This is a genomic window from Floridaenema aerugineum BLCC-F46 (assembly GCF_041929345.1).
GTDB classification, from domain to species: domain Bacteria; phylum Cyanobacteriota; class Cyanobacteriia; order Cyanobacteriales; family Aerosakkonemataceae; genus Floridanema; species Floridanema aerugineum.
On the sequence record NZ_JBHFNQ010000095.1, the window covers coordinates 1 to 17,336 of the forward strand.

The window sequence follows — 17,336 nt, forward strand, 5'->3', positions numbered from 1 at the left end:
CTTCTTCTGAAGCTGTTAAGCGATATATTGACTCCCAAAAACGACGCTAATTGTTAAAGGAGGGGGCATCGAACCCCCTCCTTTAACCGTGCTTTCATCCCCACCCACTCTTGGGATGGGGTTTTACGCACGTTCAATAAATTTTAATTATAATGACGACCTTCTGATTCGCACTTTTTAGCCAAGCAGCGTTCTAATAATTCAATTCTGTACAAGTACCAGAATTTATAAGGATTTAATACTAATTTAGTTTTAGAACTAAACAAAGGCTGGTTGAGAAAACGCCAGACAGGAAATTTAATTTTAGCTTGTTTGTTAGACATAATGAGTTAGAACCAAGGAAATCAAGTGGTGATAGCTTCGCGGACACTCTAAAGTTTTAGTGTGACTTATGAGCTTGTTATTATTACTGTCGCAAACATCCTAATCACTTGTCTTGGTGAAGATTGCGGAATATCAATAAGAAGTTTTGGATAAGTTACGTATTTTCCCGGAAAAACTACCCTGCTAGTGTTACCCAATTCTCTCTATTAGCAAATTTTTAATTCAAGCACGAATTATATCATATCCAGTAAATTACGGAGGATTTTCGCCAAGATATTTAAGATTTTTGTAATTAAAATTTAAATACTACTTAAAACCTGAGTAATGCCTAATTTCATCACTGCAAAGGAAAGACTACCAACCCAGCCGGGGAAAGCTAACAAAAGAAAGAAGAGATACAAAGATAGAACAAATGGAAGAACTCTCCCCGTCAGGAGCGTCTGCCCATCTGGAGTGTCTCTTCTTCCCTTCCTTGTTTTTACTTACTTAAGTTCTGGATGTTCCGACTCTGGAGAAGTAGGATTCATGCGATTAATAGCCGCAATCATCTGATAAAGTCTTCCCAAGTCGCGTTGATTAAAATACATGGCTAGACGAGGTAAATCAAAGGTTTCGTCACCTGTCTCTTGTGGGAAAGCTGGGGTTTTTTCAATTCGTCCTTTCACCAGAATGTCTAAGAAATTCTCATTTAACCATTCAACATCTGAGTCTTTTAGTTCGGACTTGAGGCGAATGACGAATTGTTCTCCTACATAACGACTAGAGTGATAAACTCGATAAAAGCTGGTAATCGCTTCACAAGCTACATCTAAATCGTCTGTAATTGTGTACACGCTGCGATCTTCAGGATTGACTAATCCCCGTTTGACTAGATGCTTTTCTACGTAGGCATCCCAGTCTGTCCAATAATCACCACCCGGACGATCGATCAAAATTAAAGGAACCGGGCCATATCTACCAGTTTGACAAAGGGTAAGACACTCAAAAGCTTCGTCTTGAGTCCCAAAACCACCAGGAAAAACCCCAATAGCATCACTTTCTCGTAATAAAAACAGCTTGCGCGTGAAAAAATACTTAAAGTGAATTAACTTGGGATCTCCATCGATAAACTGATTAGCTGACTGTTCAAAAGGCAGCTGAATATTTAACCCAAAAGACTTGTCTTTGCCTGCACCTTCATTTCCCGCCTGCATAATGCCGCCGCCGCCACCTGTCATCAGCATGAATCCTAACTCGGTGACGCGACGACCAAAGTCTACAGCCATTTGGTATTCAGGACTATCTGATGGCAAACGAGCCGAACCGAAGAAGGTGACTTTGCGAATATGCCGATAGGGATAAAAGGTTTTAAAGCCTCGCTCCAAATCTGATAACGAAGCACTTAAGATCTTCCAATCCAGGCGATCGATCTCACCACTACCCATCCTTAATAACGTAGCCAGTGATTGCTCAATCCATTTCTTATACTTATGCGTAGGTAGCCGCTTGATTAACTCTGCCAACTCTCCTGGCAAAGACTCATTTGTATTGAACGAGGGTGTAATAGTCATAATTTATTCCGCTCTGGCGGGTATTATATTGTAGCGAGTTTCCTGTCCCGATGTAGCTTTTGCTTGCCGGAAATCTCCACAACTTTACCCCAGATCGGGTTATTACAGTATTATTTCGCATCAAATGCTAAAAGCGTCTTAAATCCTAGCGATCGAAGACGCTAAATTAAACTTGCGGGAAACAACGCGGCTTTCCCAGTCTCCTAAGTCAACTATTTAGCTTCATTGGAGCTTCTCCGACCTAATTAGTCCAACACAGCAGAAATATTTCAACCATTCAAAATCTTTGAACAGCTTATTCTCTGGACTTTCAGAAATTTGAAGTAAGAGAATTTTAAATTCCGCGTGGCGTAAAGAGAGGTTTAGAGATGCTTTTCCAAAGTCTGGGCTAAAGTATTCTTCGGAACTGCACCCACCACCATATCCACTTTCGCACCGCCTTTGAAGATCATTAGCGTCGGAATGCTACGAATCCCATATTTGCTAGCAACATTGGGATTCTCATCAGTATTGACCTTAACTACTTTTACTTGACCTGCGTACTGCTCGGCGATTTCATCTACCACGGGTGCGACCATACGGCAAGGCCCACACCAAGGAGCCCAAAAGTCAACTAAAACAGGAACATCACTCTCAACTACTTCTTCGTCAAAAGTAGAGTCTGTAACTTGTGCGGCTGCTGCCATGCCCTCAATTCCTTACCTAATATTGTCTTTATTTCTTTCGGCATTCTACCACACCGAAAAGCTATTGTTCTCTTATCCACAGGTAGATCAACTCTGAGTAGCTGGGAAAATCAAAACTTTTGGCAGGAAAAATTTACTACCCTAAATAAGGAACCGCCCGAACATTAGTCCGGGCGGAGTGTGGTGTGAGGAGTGAACGGAAACATGCGTCTCCGCTTTCTCTATTGTAGGCTACAGAATCAGTTTTAGGGTAGGTTAGCAGGGCATACAGAAAAATTTCCTCACTTTAATTTTTCCTTTGTAAAACTACTTACCCATACCCAGTTGTTGAGCTTTTTGATATACCTTACCCTCGGTTAACAGAGAGGGAGCTATTACCACCTCGACTTGCTGCATTTCTTTCATGTTTTTGGCTCCTAAAGTACCCATACTGGTCTGTAAGGCTCCTAATAGGTTGTGAGTACCATCATCAAGCGCTGCCGGCCCCCGAAGAATTTGTTTTAATGTACCTGTAGAGCCGACGCGAATCCGAGTGCCACGAGGTAAAACTGGGCTAGGAGTTGCCATGCCCCAGTGATAACCACGTCCCGGCGCTTCTTTGGCTCTAGCGAAAGGAGAACCAATCATCACGCCATCTGCGCCGCAAGCAATACACTTACAAATATCACCGCCAGTTATTAAACCACCATCAGCAATCACTGCCACATATTTGCCCGTTTCCCGAAAATAATCATCTCTGGCAGCAGCACAATCAGCGACAGCAGTTGCTTGAGGTATCCCAACACCCAAAACGCCCCTAGAAGTACAGGCAGCACCGGGGCCAATTCCTACTAATATTGCAGCTGCGCCAGCTTTCATTAAATTGAGGGCAACTTCGTAAGTGACGCAGTTACCCAAAATTACTGGAATGGGCATTTCTTGGCAGAACTGCTCTAAGTTTAGTGGCGTTACTGACTCTGGGGATAAGTGAGCAGTTGAAACTACAGTAGCTTGAACAAAAAATAAATCTGCTCCCGCTTTGGTAACTACTGAACCATATTTGCTGGCTCCAGCGGGGGTGGCGCTAACGGCGGCAATACCACCTTGTTGTTTAATTTCTTGGATGCGTCGCTCAATTAGCTCTGGTTTAATAGGTACTGCATAAAGTTCCTGCATCAGGGGAACAAACTCTTCTTTACCCACTGAGGCAATTCGATCTAAAATTGGCTCTGGATTTTCATAGCGCGTTTGGATTCCTTCTAGGTTAAGAACTCCCAAGGCTCCCAATTGCGATAATTCTACTGCCATGCGTACATCGACTACACCATCCATCGCACTGGCAATAATCGGAATTTCTCGTTCAATACCGCCTATGTGCCAGCGAGTGTCTGCCAAACTGGGGTCTAAAGTTCTAGGCCCCGGCACTAGTGCGATTTCATCAATACCGTATGCTCGGCGGGCTGCTTTACCACGCCCAATTTGAATGTCCACGCTCGTACTCGTTCCCAAGATGTTATTTAAGCTAGGGTATCAAATTTTGAGGCAGGGGAGCAGGGGGACTCTCGGAGATGGGGAGATGGGGAGATGGGGAGATGGGGAGATGGGGAGAGAATTCAATTTCTGGCATTAGTCTGAATACTAAAAAATAAGTGAAGAAAGATCTAAAGAATTTAATTATGGGGGATTATTTTGCCAAATATTGAGGTGAAAAAAGTATGAGCGATCGCCAAAAAAGATTGTTAATTGTTGGGGGAGTTGCTGGGGGTGCTTCTTGTGCGGCTAGGGCGCGTCGTTTGTCGGAAACTGCGGAAATTATTATTTTTGAACGGGGGTCTTTTGTCTCTTTTGCTAATTGCGGATTACCTTATTATGTGGGCGATGTGATTACTGATGAGAAAAAGTTGTTGATTGCTAATGCTAACTTGTTTAAACAACGATTTAATATAGATGTCCGGCTAGAAAATGAAGTGTTATCGATTAACCGGGAAAAATCTGAAGTTAATGTAAAAAATCACCAGACTGGAGAGGTTTATCAAGAATATTATGATGCTTTGGTATTAGCTCCGGGTGCTTCTCCTATTCGCCCTAATCTTCCGGGGATTGATTTACCGGGAATTTTTGCTTTAAGAACTATTCCTGATAGTCGTCGCATTCGGGAATGGATTGAGGAACATAAAGTTACAAAAGCAGTGGTAGTTGGTGGGGGCTTTATTGGTTTAGAAATGACTGAAAATTTGGTGCATCGGGGAATTTCTGTAACTTTGTTAGAGGCGCAATCTCAAGTTATGCTACCTTTCGATCGCGAAATGACCACTCCAATCAATAACTCTCTACTTTCTCATGGGGTAATCTTACGTTTAGGTGATAGTGTTGTCAGTTTTGAATCTCATTCGGAGGGGGGAATTGTTGTTAAAACTAAATCTGGAGAAGTTCATCAAGCGGATTTAGTAATTTTGGGAATTGGGGTGCGTCCAGAGTCTACTTTGGCTAAGGATGCAGGATTGGAAATTGGGGATAAAGGTGGGATTAAGGTTAATGAAAAGATGCAGACTAGTGACCCCCAAATTTGGGCGGTGGGAGATGTTGTTGAAGTTCAAGATTTTGTGACTAAGGAATGGTTATTAATTCCTTTGGCTGGGCCAGCAAATCGTCAGGGTAGGGTGGCTGCTGATGTAATTTTTGGTAGAGATAGTACTTTTCGTGGAGTGCAAGGAACTTCGGTTTGTGGCATTTTTGGGCTGACGGTTGCTTGTACTGGGGTGAATGAAAAAACTTTGCAAAGGTTGGGTTGGGAATATGGCAAAGTTTACTTACATCCGGGTCATCATGTTGGTTATTACCCTAATGCTAAACCGATCGATATTAAACTCTTATTCTCTCCTGAAGATGGGCGAATTTTGGGGGCGCAAGCTGTTGGTGAAGCAGGAGTAGAAAAACGCATTGATGTGATAGCAATGGCGTTGCAAAATGGGGCGACGGTTTTTGATTTGGAAGAGGCAGAACTTTGTTATGCGCCACAGTTTGGGGCGGCGAAAGACCCGGTAAATATGGCAGGAATGATTGCGGCAAATGCGCTCAGAGGTGATGCACCTTTGGTACATTGGCAACAGTTAAATGAGTTGGATGGGGTGTTGTTAGATGTGCGTGAGGTGGGAGAGTTTGAGGCGGGTCATGTGGAGGGGGCAAAAAATATTCCTTTGTCGGTGTTGCGCGATCGCATGAGTGAAATTCCGCCAAATCAAACTATTTGGGTATACTGTCAGGTGGGACAACGTGCTTATTATGCTACTCGTGCTTTGCTGTTAAATGGTTTTGATGCACGTAATCTTAGTGGGGGATTTAAGACTTATCAGGCGGTGAAAAAGGATTAGGGTATGGGAAAAGCGATCGTCTAAAAAAGAGCGATCGCTAATTTTTCGTTATTTAGTATCAACTCCCCTAGATTTCCAAAATTCAATGCGTTCTCGATTTGCTCTTTCTATTTTTGCTTGTCTAAGATTTTCATTCAAAACATTGGCAATTTGCTGACCCATAAAAGTATGATAATTGCTACCAACACTTTGCACAGGTTGCAAAAGACTAACCAGTTCTGCGCCTAAACACTTCCACCAAGTATTTTGCTGAGAGGAAAGATTGATTCCATGAAGAACATAGTTGGCGAAATGCTCACAATTATTGATAGCAATACTGTATTTGGCAACAGCCATAAACTTTTCTATGCGCTCAAGTTCTTGCTCTGTTACTCTAACCTTTCCTCGTAATTCTAAACCCTTTGGCCCCCAACCTACAGAATTTTCTAAATTTGAATTTTCGCTAAGATAGTAATGATCTGCAAGTCCAAAAAGTTCGGGTATTCGCACTTTAAAAACTTTTAGTAGGCTAGATTCGACAATTTCAAATGCCATTTTATGTTTACCTATGATGCTCTGTAATGCTACAAGCTAAGAAGGTCAATTAAAATTGTCGTCTAGAGAAGATCAGGGTGGCGATCGCTAACAGCAATACAATATAAACTATTCCATAAATAAAGTTGAGGAATAAAGTTTGGTTATCAGGTAGTAAACTTAACCCATAAACTGCTTGATTTTTTAAATCTAACCGGGACAAATCAGGTAATATTAAGTATATTCCTTGGGTCACTATTTCCAGGGTTGGGTTTTTCGCTAATCTGCCTAATTTAACGATATCTGGGCTGAGATGTCCCATTAAATAAACTGCAAAAGTCAATAAAGTAGCTATTAAAGAACTAGTAAATACGCCCAGAAGAATCGCTACAGCAGTAATTAAACTTAATTCTAACCACAGGTAAAAAACTGCACTCAGAATGCTTAAGAATGAAAAGCTGACTTGATTAAACAACAGCACTAGTAAATAAATAGCTGACATGGAAATCAACAACACAGCTAAAATTGCTGATAAACCAATATGTTTTCCGACAATAAATTCTGCTGGACTTACGGGTTTAGCGATTAATACTAAAACTGTGCGTTTTTCAATTTCTTTATTTACTAAACCAGTGCCAATAAAAATGGCTACAATTAACCCAATAATTCCCATAGCTGCTAAACCAATGTCTAAGAGAATTTTGTCTTGGGTGCCAGCAGCAACTTGGGGTAAAAATCCGGCACTCCCGACTAATAAAATGGCAAATAAGCCTATTAAGTAGAGTACGCGATCGCGAATTACTTCCCGGAATACATGAGAAGCAATTACCAAAATTCTGCCCAGCATACTATCAAATTTCGTTGGTTGATTATCGTCGATGTTCATACTTTTGGTGACTTTTTTTCCTGATTTTTTTCAATAATTTCTTTACTCACTGATTGACATTGTACATGAGCAATTTTTACAGGTTTTGCGATAATTCTTACCTGTGGTGTTGTTGCTACTCTAGCATTATTCTTTCTCCTGACTCGCCTCAAGTTATGGTTAACTGGGGTAGGTTGTCGAGTCACTGGGTTAACTTGACAAACCTTGGTTAGCAAATAACCATGAGGATTGGAACTTGGCCCAAGCCATTCTGCTATCATCGACAAATTATATCCTGTTTTTTGAGCAGCAAGTTTGGTGCGAAATTTCCACAAGTCCTTTTCTTTGACTCCAGAAATTCTTTGCTTGGCTTGGGGGAGCAGTTTTTCTAGTTGATTTGCATCCTTTAACCAGTTTTCTGCTACCACCCAAATTTTACCATCTAATTTGGTTTTTAGTTGTCGTTCTATTGCATATAAAACTCTCTCCCCTCCAGTAGTAGGACGAGAAAAAGGTTGAATTTTTACAACAAAATCACTTTGGCTTAAATCATCAGCTAAAATACTCGGATATTGTAATACCCAATCTTGAATGATTAAACTAAAATTTATCCAACAACTAATAACAAAGTGACTCAAAAGCCAAATTAACAGTTTGAAGCGTTGTTCATTTTTTAAATTTTTTAGTTTCCTTTCTGCTGCAATAAATTCAGGCCAAGCGGCAAAAGTTGCTGATAATGCAGGCCAAATCATCCAAATAAACGGGGCGAATTTTGGCTGCAAACTCGCCATAAATAAACAAATTACTTCTACTAAAATCCAAGTACTTAGAGAAAATCCTTGAACAATCAAAGGGTTTTCAACTGTGAACCAAGCATAGCCACAAAGTATTACTAGACATCCGCAAAATGAAAAGATATTATGTAATCTTAAGTTGCCAACTAAACCGCCTAACAAAAATGCCACGATCCAGAAAAGAATACTAAGAGGAATTACTGTTTGCCAGCTAAAAGTTCGAGGTATTTTTATTAGATTAACTAGAGCTAATAGGTTTTGGATTAATTTCTTCATTTTTCCATCTATTTAATTACTTCAAGTTAGTGCTATAATCAAAGCAGAAATTAATATATTGCTGCTAAAGTTAGCCCAAAATATAGCTCTAAATTTAATTTTGTTTAAGTTGATTTCTCGGTATTTTTGGTGACGATTCTTTTTAGTTTGGGTTAGTTTTGCTTCTGGGCTACTTATTAAGTGTTTAATTTCTTCATTTGGTTCGGCAAAGAAGTTTAATAAAAAATCTAAGCCAATGAGTTCTACAGAAAAATCAAGTAGTATAATAAAACTCCTAATAGCGAAGAAGTAAAGAATATTTTGCAAGTAAGATAAGATATTAGGAGAAACAAAGCGATCGAAAAATATATAACGAATTAATTGTGTCTCAAAAAATCTGCGAGTAATTGCTTCAATGACGAAAAAGCATAACCAGCCGACAAATGTTGATAACAAATTCAAGGTTGCCGAATATTCTGTGGCGGTTTTGCGGCTAATATTTAGCAGTCTTTGTAAAACCAAACTTTCTATAGCAATTGATATGAGCAGTAGTAAGGTTTGAAACACAACTGCTCGTAAAGGCAAGACTAACCATAAATCTTTTATCATTATGATGATACTGAAAATAGTAATTGTCGATCGGACAGCCGATGACTCACGACTATTAACGATATATTAAATATCTGCGACAACAGCGACGAGAATCAACCAAAATGACGAGAGTAGGAATAGGGATTCGCACAGCGCAAATGCGTGCGGAACGAATTACAGGTCAAATCCACGTTTACGACGGTGCGGGAAAAGGCAAGTCTAGAGCAGCTTTAGGCGTAGTTTTGCGTTCAATTGGGTTAGGAATTAACTCAGGGGCACAAAATCGAGTGTTGCTGCTGCGGTTCTTGAAAGGGCCGGGACGACAGTATGATGAAGACGGAGCGATCGCAGCTTTACAGCAAGGTTTTCCCCATTTGATCGACCAAGTTCGGACAGGAAGGGCGGAATATTTTGCTAAAGAGGAGATTACCCGCTTTGACAGAATGGAGGCGCAAAGGGGATGGGATGTTGCTAAAGGCGCGATCGCATCTGGTCTATATTCTGTCATTGTTTTGGATGAACTGAATCCAGTGCTAGATTTAGGCTTACTCACAGTCGATGAAGTAATCCATACATTAAAGAATAAACCAGAAGAAGTGGAAATCATTGCCACTGGGAGAGCGGCACCCCAAGCACTTCTAGATATTGCTGATTTACACTCGGAAATGAAACCTCACGATCACCCAATGTCTCACGAAAAAGGGATTGAGGGAATTGAAATTTATACAGGTGCGGGGAAAGGAAAATCTACTAGTGCATTAGGTAAAGCTTTACAAGCTATCGGTAGAGGAATTAGTCAAGATAAGTCGCACCGAGTTTTAATTATGCAATGGCTTAAAGGTGGCAGCGGTTATACTGAAGATGCGGCGATCGCTGCTTTACAACAAAGTTATCCTTCTTTGGTGGATCATCATCGTTGTGGTGGAGATGCGATCGTTTGGCGCGGACAACAAAGAGAGATAGATTATGTAGAAGCAGAAAGAGGGTGGGAAATTGCGCGGAGTGCGATCGCATCAGGACTCTACAAAACGATCATTCTCGACGAACTTAATCCCACAGTTGACTTAGAATTACTACCCCAAGAACCGATCGTTCAAGCATTACTTAGAAAACCCCGTGATACAGAAGTTATTATCACAGGTCGTTGCCTAAATCCCCCCGCATATTTTGATCTTGCCAGCGTTCACTCCGAAATGATTTGCCACAAACATTATGCGGATAGAGGCGTAGAACTCAAGCGCGGAGTAGATTTTTAGGACTCTTGAGACAAGGGGACTCTTGGGACAAGGAGAGTAGGAGAGCAGGAAAACTCGCTCCGGGGCAATTCATGAATTGCCCCTACAAAACTCTCTCAAACGAAGCTAAGAACTTTCTTCCCAGTCCCCAGTCCCCAGTCCCCATACTTAACTTTCTAACTTTTTCCTTTGTCCTTTGAGCATCCAAGCACTACCCAAACCAAATGCTAACAAACTGGTAGCTATACCAGGTTCGGGAACAGCAACGGCAGAAACGGGTTTAATTGACTCAAACATAACTACTAAATCCTGGAAATCGCTATCAGAACCACCAGGCACACTTCGGAGTAAATCCTCAAAAGCAATGATGAATTCATTGTCTGTAAAAAGTCCAGGTTGTCTACCTGCGATTTGCAGTGTTGTTTGATTGTTACCTTGGTAAACTACAGCTTGTTGAGAACCATTGGGATTACGACTATTTTCCGTGTAAAAAGTTCCTCGTAAAGTTTCTAAGTAAAAACCGAATACATTACCAAAGCCTTTGTATTCTTTTTCGCTAAGAGGGGGCGCATTTCCCGGAGCAAAACCTTTGGTAGTAACCCAGATGTCACCGTTAGCTAGAAAGTCCACTGTAGTACGATCTGACTGATCGTTGATGCCGCCGAATAACTCAACTTTCTCACCTTTTTGATTGTAAATCCCAAACTTGTTAGTGGGAGCAAAGCCAGCTACTTCAAACATGAAAGTGCCAACAGAACCGCCAGTAGCAGTATTCGTAAACAGATCGAAACCTGTTTGAGCGTTTACTGTATCAATTTTTGGGCCACTGACTGTAAGATCGTCCAAAAGCTTTTGTAAGGATTTATCTGGACCATCAATAGAAGTTCCAAAGGAAACAGCTGATGCTACTTCGCCAGAACCGAATATTGTCCCCAAGGCTAGTAGTCCCACTGTAGTAGATGTGAAAAACCTGTTCATACCTTCCTCTGCTTGTTTAAGTATGGTTTATTAGCTAAAAACTCGGAACCTCTAGTAGATTTACGGGAGAGTAACTTCCGCCACTACTATATAGAGACTCAAAAAACAACTATATTGTTTCGGATTTTTTTACCCTGATTTTATAGAATTGTTATCTGATGCACCTAATCTAGAGCCAGCTTGCTTCAGTGTATATACGTATTTTTAGCACATTCCCCTGAGTTTGGTATCAGGCAACCCTTGTAATTGACTGCTTATTGGTGCAACTTTACTATTTATTTAAATAACTCTACTATTTTAAAGGAGCTAAAGCAAATTTATAAAGATTAGGTAAAGTAAAAAGGTAAGTTTTGGGGAAGAAGTAATTTTATGTACGTAAATTTACTGAGGTACACTTTTTAACGATGACGGAAGCCAAACCAATGCAGGAGTCTAGTGTTTTGTGGAGACGCTTGGTTGAACAGACTGAGTATGCTCTCAGGTGCGGTGCATTACAAAGTATTCCCACTAATTATGAGTTTGTGGAACAGGGAGGAATTCGCTTTTTGGTGCGAATTTTAGCTAATTTGGTACGGAAAGATGCTGCTAAACCACCTGCTAAAACGGGTAAAGACTTTAATCCTTTTTTACCTTATGAGGAAGATTTATTTGTGGCGGATATTTCCGATACTCATGTATGTTTGCTGAATAAGTTTAATGTTGTGGAGCATCATTTATTAATAGTTACTCGCGCTTTTGCTGAACAGGAAAGCTGGTTAGATTTGGCAGATTTTCAGGCGATGTGGTTAGCTTTAGCAGAAATTGATGGCTTGGCTTTTTATAATTCTGGAAGTATAGCGGGAGCTAGTCAACGACACAAGCATTTGCAGTTAGTTCCTTTACCTTTGGTGGATGATGGAGATGGAGAGGAAATGCCGATCGCACCTCTTCTAAAAACTGCTAAATTCGAGGATGGTATAGGAACAATCCCTGATTTACCTTTTGTGCATGGTATAGCTAAGTTTGATCCCAGTTGGATTAACTCGCCTGATGTGGCGGCGGAAATGACGCTAAAATCTTATTTGAATTTGCAAAAAGCGGTGGGTTTGTTAAATGATTTGGAAGAAATTGGCGATCGCCCGAACGGTGCTTACAATTTATTAGCAACTAGAGAATGGATAATGGTTGTACCGCGAAGGCAAGAATTCTTTCAAGGAATTTCTGTTAATTCTTTAGGTTTTGCGGGCGCTTTATTAGTTCGGAATCAAGAACAAAAACAATTACTTTTAGACACAGGGCCTTTGAACATTTTAACAGCAGTTGCTCAACCTGGGAATTTGGAAAAGTTTTGCGGTTAGAGAGGTTGTATGCAACGTTTCTACAGTTTCGTTTTTTGAGTTACGGAGAGAGTTTCGAGTTTTGAATTCTCCTCTCCCCTGCTGCCTTCGGTGATATTAGTTACGGAATTTAGTTAGGATACGTTGCAATATTTTATTAAAAACTATAATTGCTGTAGTAAGTTTGCCAAATAGGAGTGCCATGATCAAAGGTAAAATGTACTGCTTTCGCGCCGAATGGAAAAGTTCTAAAAACTTCGATCGACAGAAGCTTCCCGATTGGTTGTGTTTGGATGCTGATTGGCAAGGATTTAAAATTTCCACAATTCCCGAAGTAGCAGATGTAGCAGAAATTTTGGGACTTTTGCAAATCAATGATAGTGCAGATGAATGGATTTCGCACTTAGAAAGTTTGGGTTTAAAAGGTGTTACCCAAGTTTGCTGTGAGGAGATGTTTGAGGATAAAGGATACTCCTAATTTTATTTTTTGCACTGTCAAAGCGATCGCACTCAAATGCTATTACTCATGGTGTGTAATGTGGAAATTTACCGTTAAAGCCTGAGTAATTGGTGGATAATTTTTATACTTTACCACTCATTTGTTGTTCGCTCCATACTACGTAAGCGATCGCTAAAGCCATAGACCCGAAAATCATTAAAATTGTCAGCATGATTCACTCAACTTAATAATAGTTTTTCTGCTGAAGTGGGTTAGGTTAAGTCTAACTTACCAAGTCTTTTCTAGCTGTATGCTAGAAAACATTTGACATTAATAAAAAAGGGTTCTGAGCAGAGTCGAACTGCTTTCGCCAAATTCTCAAAACTATTACAGACCCAACAATTATTATCTCTCTTATCCTAAATTTAGGTAGTGAGGAAGACCCTACTAAATTAGGTAGGGTTTTTACACCAGCGACTTCTCAACATAACCAATTGGGAAAAATGTGGAGACTTCTACTATTATTTTACGGTTCTCACCATAAACAAGAATTCTGAGTTGAGCCATTATAAAAATGTAAGTCAAGCCGCTAAACAAACAACGACCAAGGAAAACAAAGAGAGGCAACTATGGCTATTATTAGATTCAGTCCTTTTACCGAAATAGAAACTATTTGCCGTCAATTAGATAGAATTGTTGAAGATGTTCCGGGATTTATCCATTCAGAAAATACTGCTTGGAAGCCAGCAGTTGAATTGCAAGATAACGGTGATAACTTGACATTAAAAGCTGAACTTCCGGGATTAGAAGCTAAAGATTTAGATATCAGCGTTTTGCGAGATTCAGTAGTGATTCGGGGTGAACATCGCTACGAAAACAAAACCGAAGATAAAGGTTTCTTCCGTTCTGAATTCCGTTATGGCAAATTTGAAAGAGTAGTTGGTTTGCCTGTAGCTGTACAAAATGACAAAGTAGCAGCTGACTTCGCAAACGGTATTCTCACCTTGACTCTACCAAAAGTAGAAGCAGCAAAAAACCGTGTAGTTAAAGTGAATTTAGCAGATAACGAAGACACACAGAACACAGAAACTAATGCTCCTGAAGCTAAGTAGTAATTGTTGTTGACTGCCATAAAATAAACCGAGTACTTAAGTAATAAATATCACTTCTGTAAGCAAATTAAGATTGCTTCAGAGGTGATTTTTTTGGTTCAAAAGTAACTGATTAAGTTAAAGTGGAATGATGAACTATTTGTACGGCAGTTGAAATGGTTAAGAAAGTTGCGATCGTCGGTGCAGGACCTAGCGGAATTTTGATGGCACATTATTTATTACGTCGAGGTGATAAATACCAAATAGAGATCTATGAACGGCGCAGTGATCCCAGATTAATTCCTTTTTCTAAAGCCAGAACTTTTCCCATCTCCCTCAGTGAAAGAGGAATGACAGCTTTACAAAAGATTCCGGGATTAGTGGAAGCTGTGAAAGCGATTAGTGTAGAAATGAAAGGAGCAATGTCTCATCAAAAAAATGGGAAAGTGAGAGTTCTCCCCAGAGAGAAAACTTTGACTACGCTCGATCGCACCAACTTAGTCATTGCACTTTTAAACAAGTTAACAGAAAAAGTCGATAATCACCAAGTTAACATTCACTTTAACTGCCAATGTACCCAGGTAGACTTTACCAATAAAACAGTCAGCTTTCACAAAACAGCAGAACAGACAAATCTAGAAGAATCTGAAGATTTCACGGTTAATTATGACCTATTAATTGCTGCTGATGGAGCGCGTTCAGTAGTCAGGAATCATTTCCTAAATACAGAACTTTTTGAACTCCAACAAAAATATATTCCCAACGATTACAAATCTGTTTATATTCCTCCTAGTGAGGAATTAAAAACTCAACTAAAACCAGGTTACATTCACAGTTGGAGAATGGACGACGGGACAACCATGATCATGCTGCATCAACTGGATGGCACAATGAGTGGAGTTGTCTATTTTCCGCGTCAAAAAAATCAAGTAACTAATCTTTCTAACCCAGAAGAAGTCTGGCAATTTTTCCGGCAAAACTTTTCCGAAATTGGTCAGTTAATGACAGAAACAGAAGCAGAAGAGTTTCTCGCTAGACCAGTATCATCAGTATTAACAATTCGCTGTAATCGCTATCATCAAGGCGATAGTGTATTATTAATTGGAGATGCTGCACACGCGGTTTCACCTTCTATGGGACAAGGTTGTAATGCTGCACTTGAAGATGTGGCAATTTTTGACAAAATTTTAGATGAATATTCAGACAATTTAGCATTAGCTATAAAAGAATTTACCTTGCGTCGTCAAGCAGATGCTTACGCTTTAGTCGAACTTAGCGACAATGCTTTCCCTACATCGAAAGGGTTATTTATTCAGTTTTTATTACGAGAGAATGTTGCCAGAACTCTACATAAACTCTTTCCTCAACGCTTTCCCCCTTCGATGTTTCAAATGATATCGGAAACTGCTATTCCCTATTCGGAAATTTTGCAATTAAATCAAGGTTGGATTGCAAAAGTGAAACGAGCAAACGAAAAGTTTTTCGCTAACTTGTAAATGTTCTATTAAACTCAGATTTTGCACTAGTCTCGACATCCGCCTGGAAATTGATTCGCAGGCGGGCGCAAACCACAAGTGCAAGATCTCAATTAAAGCTATTCAATTTTAAAAGCTGGCGGTTGATTACCATCAATATCAGCGAAACCGTAATCCCATGCTAAATTTCCCACAGCTAAAACCTGACCTGATTTTGACATTATATCGGGGTCGGATGCTAAAGCAACGATCGCACGTCCAATATATTCAGGAGATTCGGAATTACTCAAATCAAAAGGTTGTAAATTATAAGCTGCCATCACTCTTTCGGTACGCATAAAACCTGGTGCAAGTGCTATAGCAGCAATGTTGTATTTCTCCAATTCTCGCGCCATCCCAAACGCCATACGATTGACAGCATTTTTGGCTAAATCGTAATACAAATTACCCAAATATTTATTCCGATCCCAAGCAGTAGTACAAACAATTAAACCTTGATTTTGTGGTAACATTAATGGGATGGCAAAGCGAGTAGTTAGTAACTGTGCTCTGACACCTGCATTAAACATTGTTTGCCAACGTTGTAGAGAATGTTCCCAAAAAGGCGCATCAAAAGCAACACCATCCTCGAAGTTTGTACCATAATAATTTTCATAACCACCCCAAGCATTATTAACTAATAAATCGAGGTGTCCTTGTTCAGTTTTAACTTTAGTAAATAAAGCTTCTACTTCTGCATCGATTGTGTGGTCGCAACGTACAGGAATCCCCACACCACCGCGAAGAGTTACGGACTCAGCTGTTTCGTCAATTGTTCCTGGTAAATTATCTGTGGTAGCTTGGTTTTTGGTACTGCGTCCGGTAACATAAACTGTTGCTCCCGCTTCGCCAAGTGCTAAAGCAATACCACGACCTCCACCGCGACTAGCTCCCGTGACTACGGCTACTTTACCTTTTAATGTTGACATAGTTTGATGGTTGGTTGGTTTGCGATCGCTTTTTCTACTCTCCCCATTTTATTTAAACAAATTTCTAAGTACGTTGTTGGGCTTGAGCGCGAAAATGTAGAGCAGAAGCGCAACAACGTACCTTTTTATTCCGGCTTGAAAATTTTTCCAAATTTGATTAATCAATTAAGTTTTCTGGCAAACTTAGATCTGGTTAAGTTTTTTCCTGGTTGGTAAAGCCATAAATCTGTTGATTATTTGGGGGTAAAAAGAAAACTTTGGGTATAGAACTACGCAGTTACGTTTATTTAGATCGATTACAACCTCAGCACGCCGCTTACATCGGAACAGTGTCGCTGGGATTTTTGCCATTACCAGGAGACGCATCACTCTGGATTGAAATTTCACCCGGAATTGAAATTAATCGCATTACTGATGTTGCCTTAAAATCCGCTTCAGTACGTCCGGGAGTACAAGTAGTAGAACGGCTTTATGGACTTTTAGAAATTCATTCTACCAAACAAGGCGAAACCAAAGCAGCGGGAAGAGCAATTTTAGATACTTTAGGAGTAAAACGGGAAGAATGTCTCAAACCGCGAGTAGTTTCCAGTCAAATTATCCGCAACATTGACGCGCACCAAACCCAACTAATTAACCGCACTCGCCGGGGACAATTACTATTAGCAGGACAAACCCTTTATGTATTAGAAGTTGAACCCGCAGCTTATGCAGCATTAGCAGCAAACGAAGCCGAAAAAACCGCCGCAATTAATATTTTAGAAATTAACGCAGTCGGCAGTTTTGGACGCTTATATTTAGGTGGAGCAGAACAGGATATTTTAGCAGCAGCTGACGGAGCATTAACAGCAATTGATAACGTTAAAGGTCGAGAAAATCCCAGTGCGCGGAAAGAATAAAGGAGCATTT

At 40.2% G+C, this 17,336-nt stretch carries 18 protein-coding genes; 8 read left to right on the plus strand and 10 right to left on the minus strand.

Annotation, left to right across the window (positions count from 1 at the left end; genetic code table 11):
* Positions 1-143 precede the first annotated feature (143 nt).
* The 4 genes from ACE1CC_RS12305 to ACE1CC_RS12320 all read right to left on the minus strand — a co-directional run bounded on the left by ACE1CC_RS12305 (position 144) and on the right by ACE1CC_RS12320 (position 4,030).
* Entirely contained in the window at positions 144-323 is a 180-nt protein-coding gene (locus tag ACE1CC_RS12305) for a hypothetical protein (protein WP_413270725.1), read from the minus strand.
* A gap of 483 nt (positions 324-806) precedes the next feature.
* Positions 807-1,874, minus strand: a complete 1,068-nt coding sequence (locus ACE1CC_RS12310) for an LOG family protein (RefSeq protein ID WP_413270726.1) — start codon at positions 1,872-1,874, stop codon at positions 807-809.
* Between the two features lie 362 nt (positions 1,875-2,236).
* Positions 2,237-2,560 carry a thioredoxin gene (gene trxA / locus ACE1CC_RS12315; RefSeq protein ID WP_413270727.1) on the minus strand — a complete coding sequence of 108 codons (324 nt, stop codon included), beginning with the start codon at positions 2,558-2,560 and terminating at the stop codon, positions 2,237-2,239.
* Between the two features lie 306 nt (positions 2,561-2,866).
* Complete coding sequence (locus tag ACE1CC_RS12320) at positions 2,867-4,030, minus strand: GuaB3 family IMP dehydrogenase-related protein (RefSeq protein ID WP_413270728.1); 1,164 nt, start codon at positions 4,028-4,030, stop codon at positions 2,867-2,869.
* Between the two features lie 224 nt (positions 4,031-4,254).
* Between ACE1CC_RS12320 and ACE1CC_RS12325 the strand changes: the two genes are divergently transcribed.
* Positions 4,255-5,910: an FAD-dependent oxidoreductase gene (locus tag ACE1CC_RS12325; protein ID WP_413270729.1), complete on the plus strand. Its 1,656-nt coding sequence runs from the start codon at positions 4,255-4,257 to the stop codon at positions 5,908-5,910.
* Positions 5,911-5,958: 48 nt separating this feature from the next.
* Here the strand turns inward: ACE1CC_RS12325 and ACE1CC_RS12330 are convergent, their stop codons facing one another.
* The 4 genes from ACE1CC_RS12330 to fraC are packed head-to-tail and all read right to left on the minus strand — an operon-like array spanning position 5,959 to position 8,946.
* Complete coding sequence (locus ACE1CC_RS12330) at positions 5,959-6,444, minus strand: hypothetical protein (protein ID WP_413270730.1); 486 nt, start codon at positions 6,442-6,444, stop codon at positions 5,959-5,961.
* Between the two features lie 49 nt (positions 6,445-6,493).
* Positions 6,494-7,309: an ABC transporter permease gene (locus ACE1CC_RS12335; protein WP_413270731.1), complete on the minus strand. Its 816-nt coding sequence runs from the start codon at positions 7,307-7,309 to the stop codon at positions 6,494-6,496.
* Positions 7,306-8,358 carry a DUF5357 family protein gene (locus tag ACE1CC_RS12340; protein ID WP_413270732.1) on the minus strand — a complete coding sequence of 351 codons (1,053 nt, stop codon included), beginning with the start codon at positions 8,356-8,358 and terminating at the stop codon, positions 7,306-7,308. Before ACE1CC_RS12340 ends, ACE1CC_RS12335 begins: the two co-directional genes overlap by 4 nt.
* A gap of 21 nt (positions 8,359-8,379) precedes the next feature.
* A complete protein-coding gene (gene fraC / locus ACE1CC_RS12345) occupies positions 8,380-8,946 on the minus strand; it encodes a filament integrity protein FraC (protein WP_413270733.1) in 567 nt (188 codons plus the stop codon).
* A 104-nt stretch (positions 8,947-9,050) separates the two neighbouring features.
* Between fraC and ACE1CC_RS12350 the strand changes: the two genes are divergently transcribed.
* Positions 9,051-10,184, plus strand: a complete 1,134-nt coding sequence (locus tag ACE1CC_RS12350) for a cob(I)yrinic acid a,c-diamide adenosyltransferase (RefSeq protein WP_413270734.1) — start codon at positions 9,051-9,053, stop codon at positions 10,182-10,184.
* 147 nt (positions 10,185-10,331) lie between these two features.
* Here ACE1CC_RS12350 and ACE1CC_RS12355 read toward each other — a convergent pair whose 3' ends face one another.
* The gene (locus ACE1CC_RS12355) at positions 10,332-11,141 is read right to left on the minus strand and encodes a hypothetical protein (RefSeq protein ID WP_413270735.1); all 810 of its coding nucleotides are present in this window, start codon (positions 11,139-11,141) and stop codon (positions 10,332-10,334) included.
* 404 nt (positions 11,142-11,545) lie between these two features.
* On the opposite strand from ACE1CC_RS12355, the gene ACE1CC_RS12360 reads away from it, so the two are divergent.
* The 4 genes from ACE1CC_RS12360 to ACE1CC_RS12375 all read left to right on the plus strand — a co-directional run bounded on the left by ACE1CC_RS12360 (position 11,546) and on the right by ACE1CC_RS12375 (position 15,483).
* On the plus strand, positions 11,546-12,478 hold the full coding sequence (locus ACE1CC_RS12360; RefSeq protein WP_413270736.1) for an ATP adenylyltransferase family protein: 933 nt from the start codon (positions 11,546-11,548) through the stop codon (positions 12,476-12,478).
* A gap of 181 nt (positions 12,479-12,659) precedes the next feature.
* A complete protein-coding gene (locus ACE1CC_RS12365; protein WP_413270737.1) occupies positions 12,660-12,935 on the plus strand; it encodes a hypothetical protein in 276 nt (91 codons plus the stop codon).
* Between the two features lie 590 nt (positions 12,936-13,525).
* Positions 13,526-14,008 carry an Hsp20/alpha crystallin family protein gene (locus ACE1CC_RS12370; RefSeq protein ID WP_413270738.1) on the plus strand — a complete coding sequence of 161 codons (483 nt, stop codon included), beginning with the start codon at positions 13,526-13,528 and terminating at the stop codon, positions 14,006-14,008.
* 155 nt (positions 14,009-14,163) lie between these two features.
* On the plus strand, positions 14,164-15,483 hold the full coding sequence (locus ACE1CC_RS12375) for an FAD-dependent oxidoreductase (RefSeq protein WP_413270739.1): 1,320 nt from the start codon (positions 14,164-14,166) through the stop codon (positions 15,481-15,483).
* A 98-nt stretch (positions 15,484-15,581) separates the two neighbouring features.
* On the opposite strand, the gene ACE1CC_RS12380 is transcribed toward ACE1CC_RS12375, so the two are convergent.
* Positions 15,582-16,430, minus strand: a complete 849-nt coding sequence (locus ACE1CC_RS12380) for an SDR family NAD(P)-dependent oxidoreductase (RefSeq protein WP_413270740.1) — start codon at positions 16,428-16,430, stop codon at positions 15,582-15,584.
* 6 nt (positions 16,431-16,436) lie between these two features.
* Here ACE1CC_RS12380 and ACE1CC_RS12385 point away from each other — a divergent pair, with 6 nt between their 5' ends.
* Positions 16,437-16,646 carry a hypothetical protein gene (locus ACE1CC_RS12385; protein ID WP_413270741.1) on the plus strand — a complete coding sequence of 70 codons (210 nt, stop codon included), beginning with the start codon at positions 16,437-16,439 and terminating at the stop codon, positions 16,644-16,646.
* Between the two features lie 41 nt (positions 16,647-16,687).
* Positions 16,688-17,326 carry a hypothetical protein gene (locus ACE1CC_RS12390; RefSeq protein ID WP_413270742.1) on the plus strand — a complete coding sequence of 213 codons (639 nt, stop codon included), beginning with the start codon at positions 16,688-16,690 and terminating at the stop codon, positions 17,324-17,326.
* The last annotated feature ends 10 nt before the right edge of the window (positions 17,327-17,336 follow it).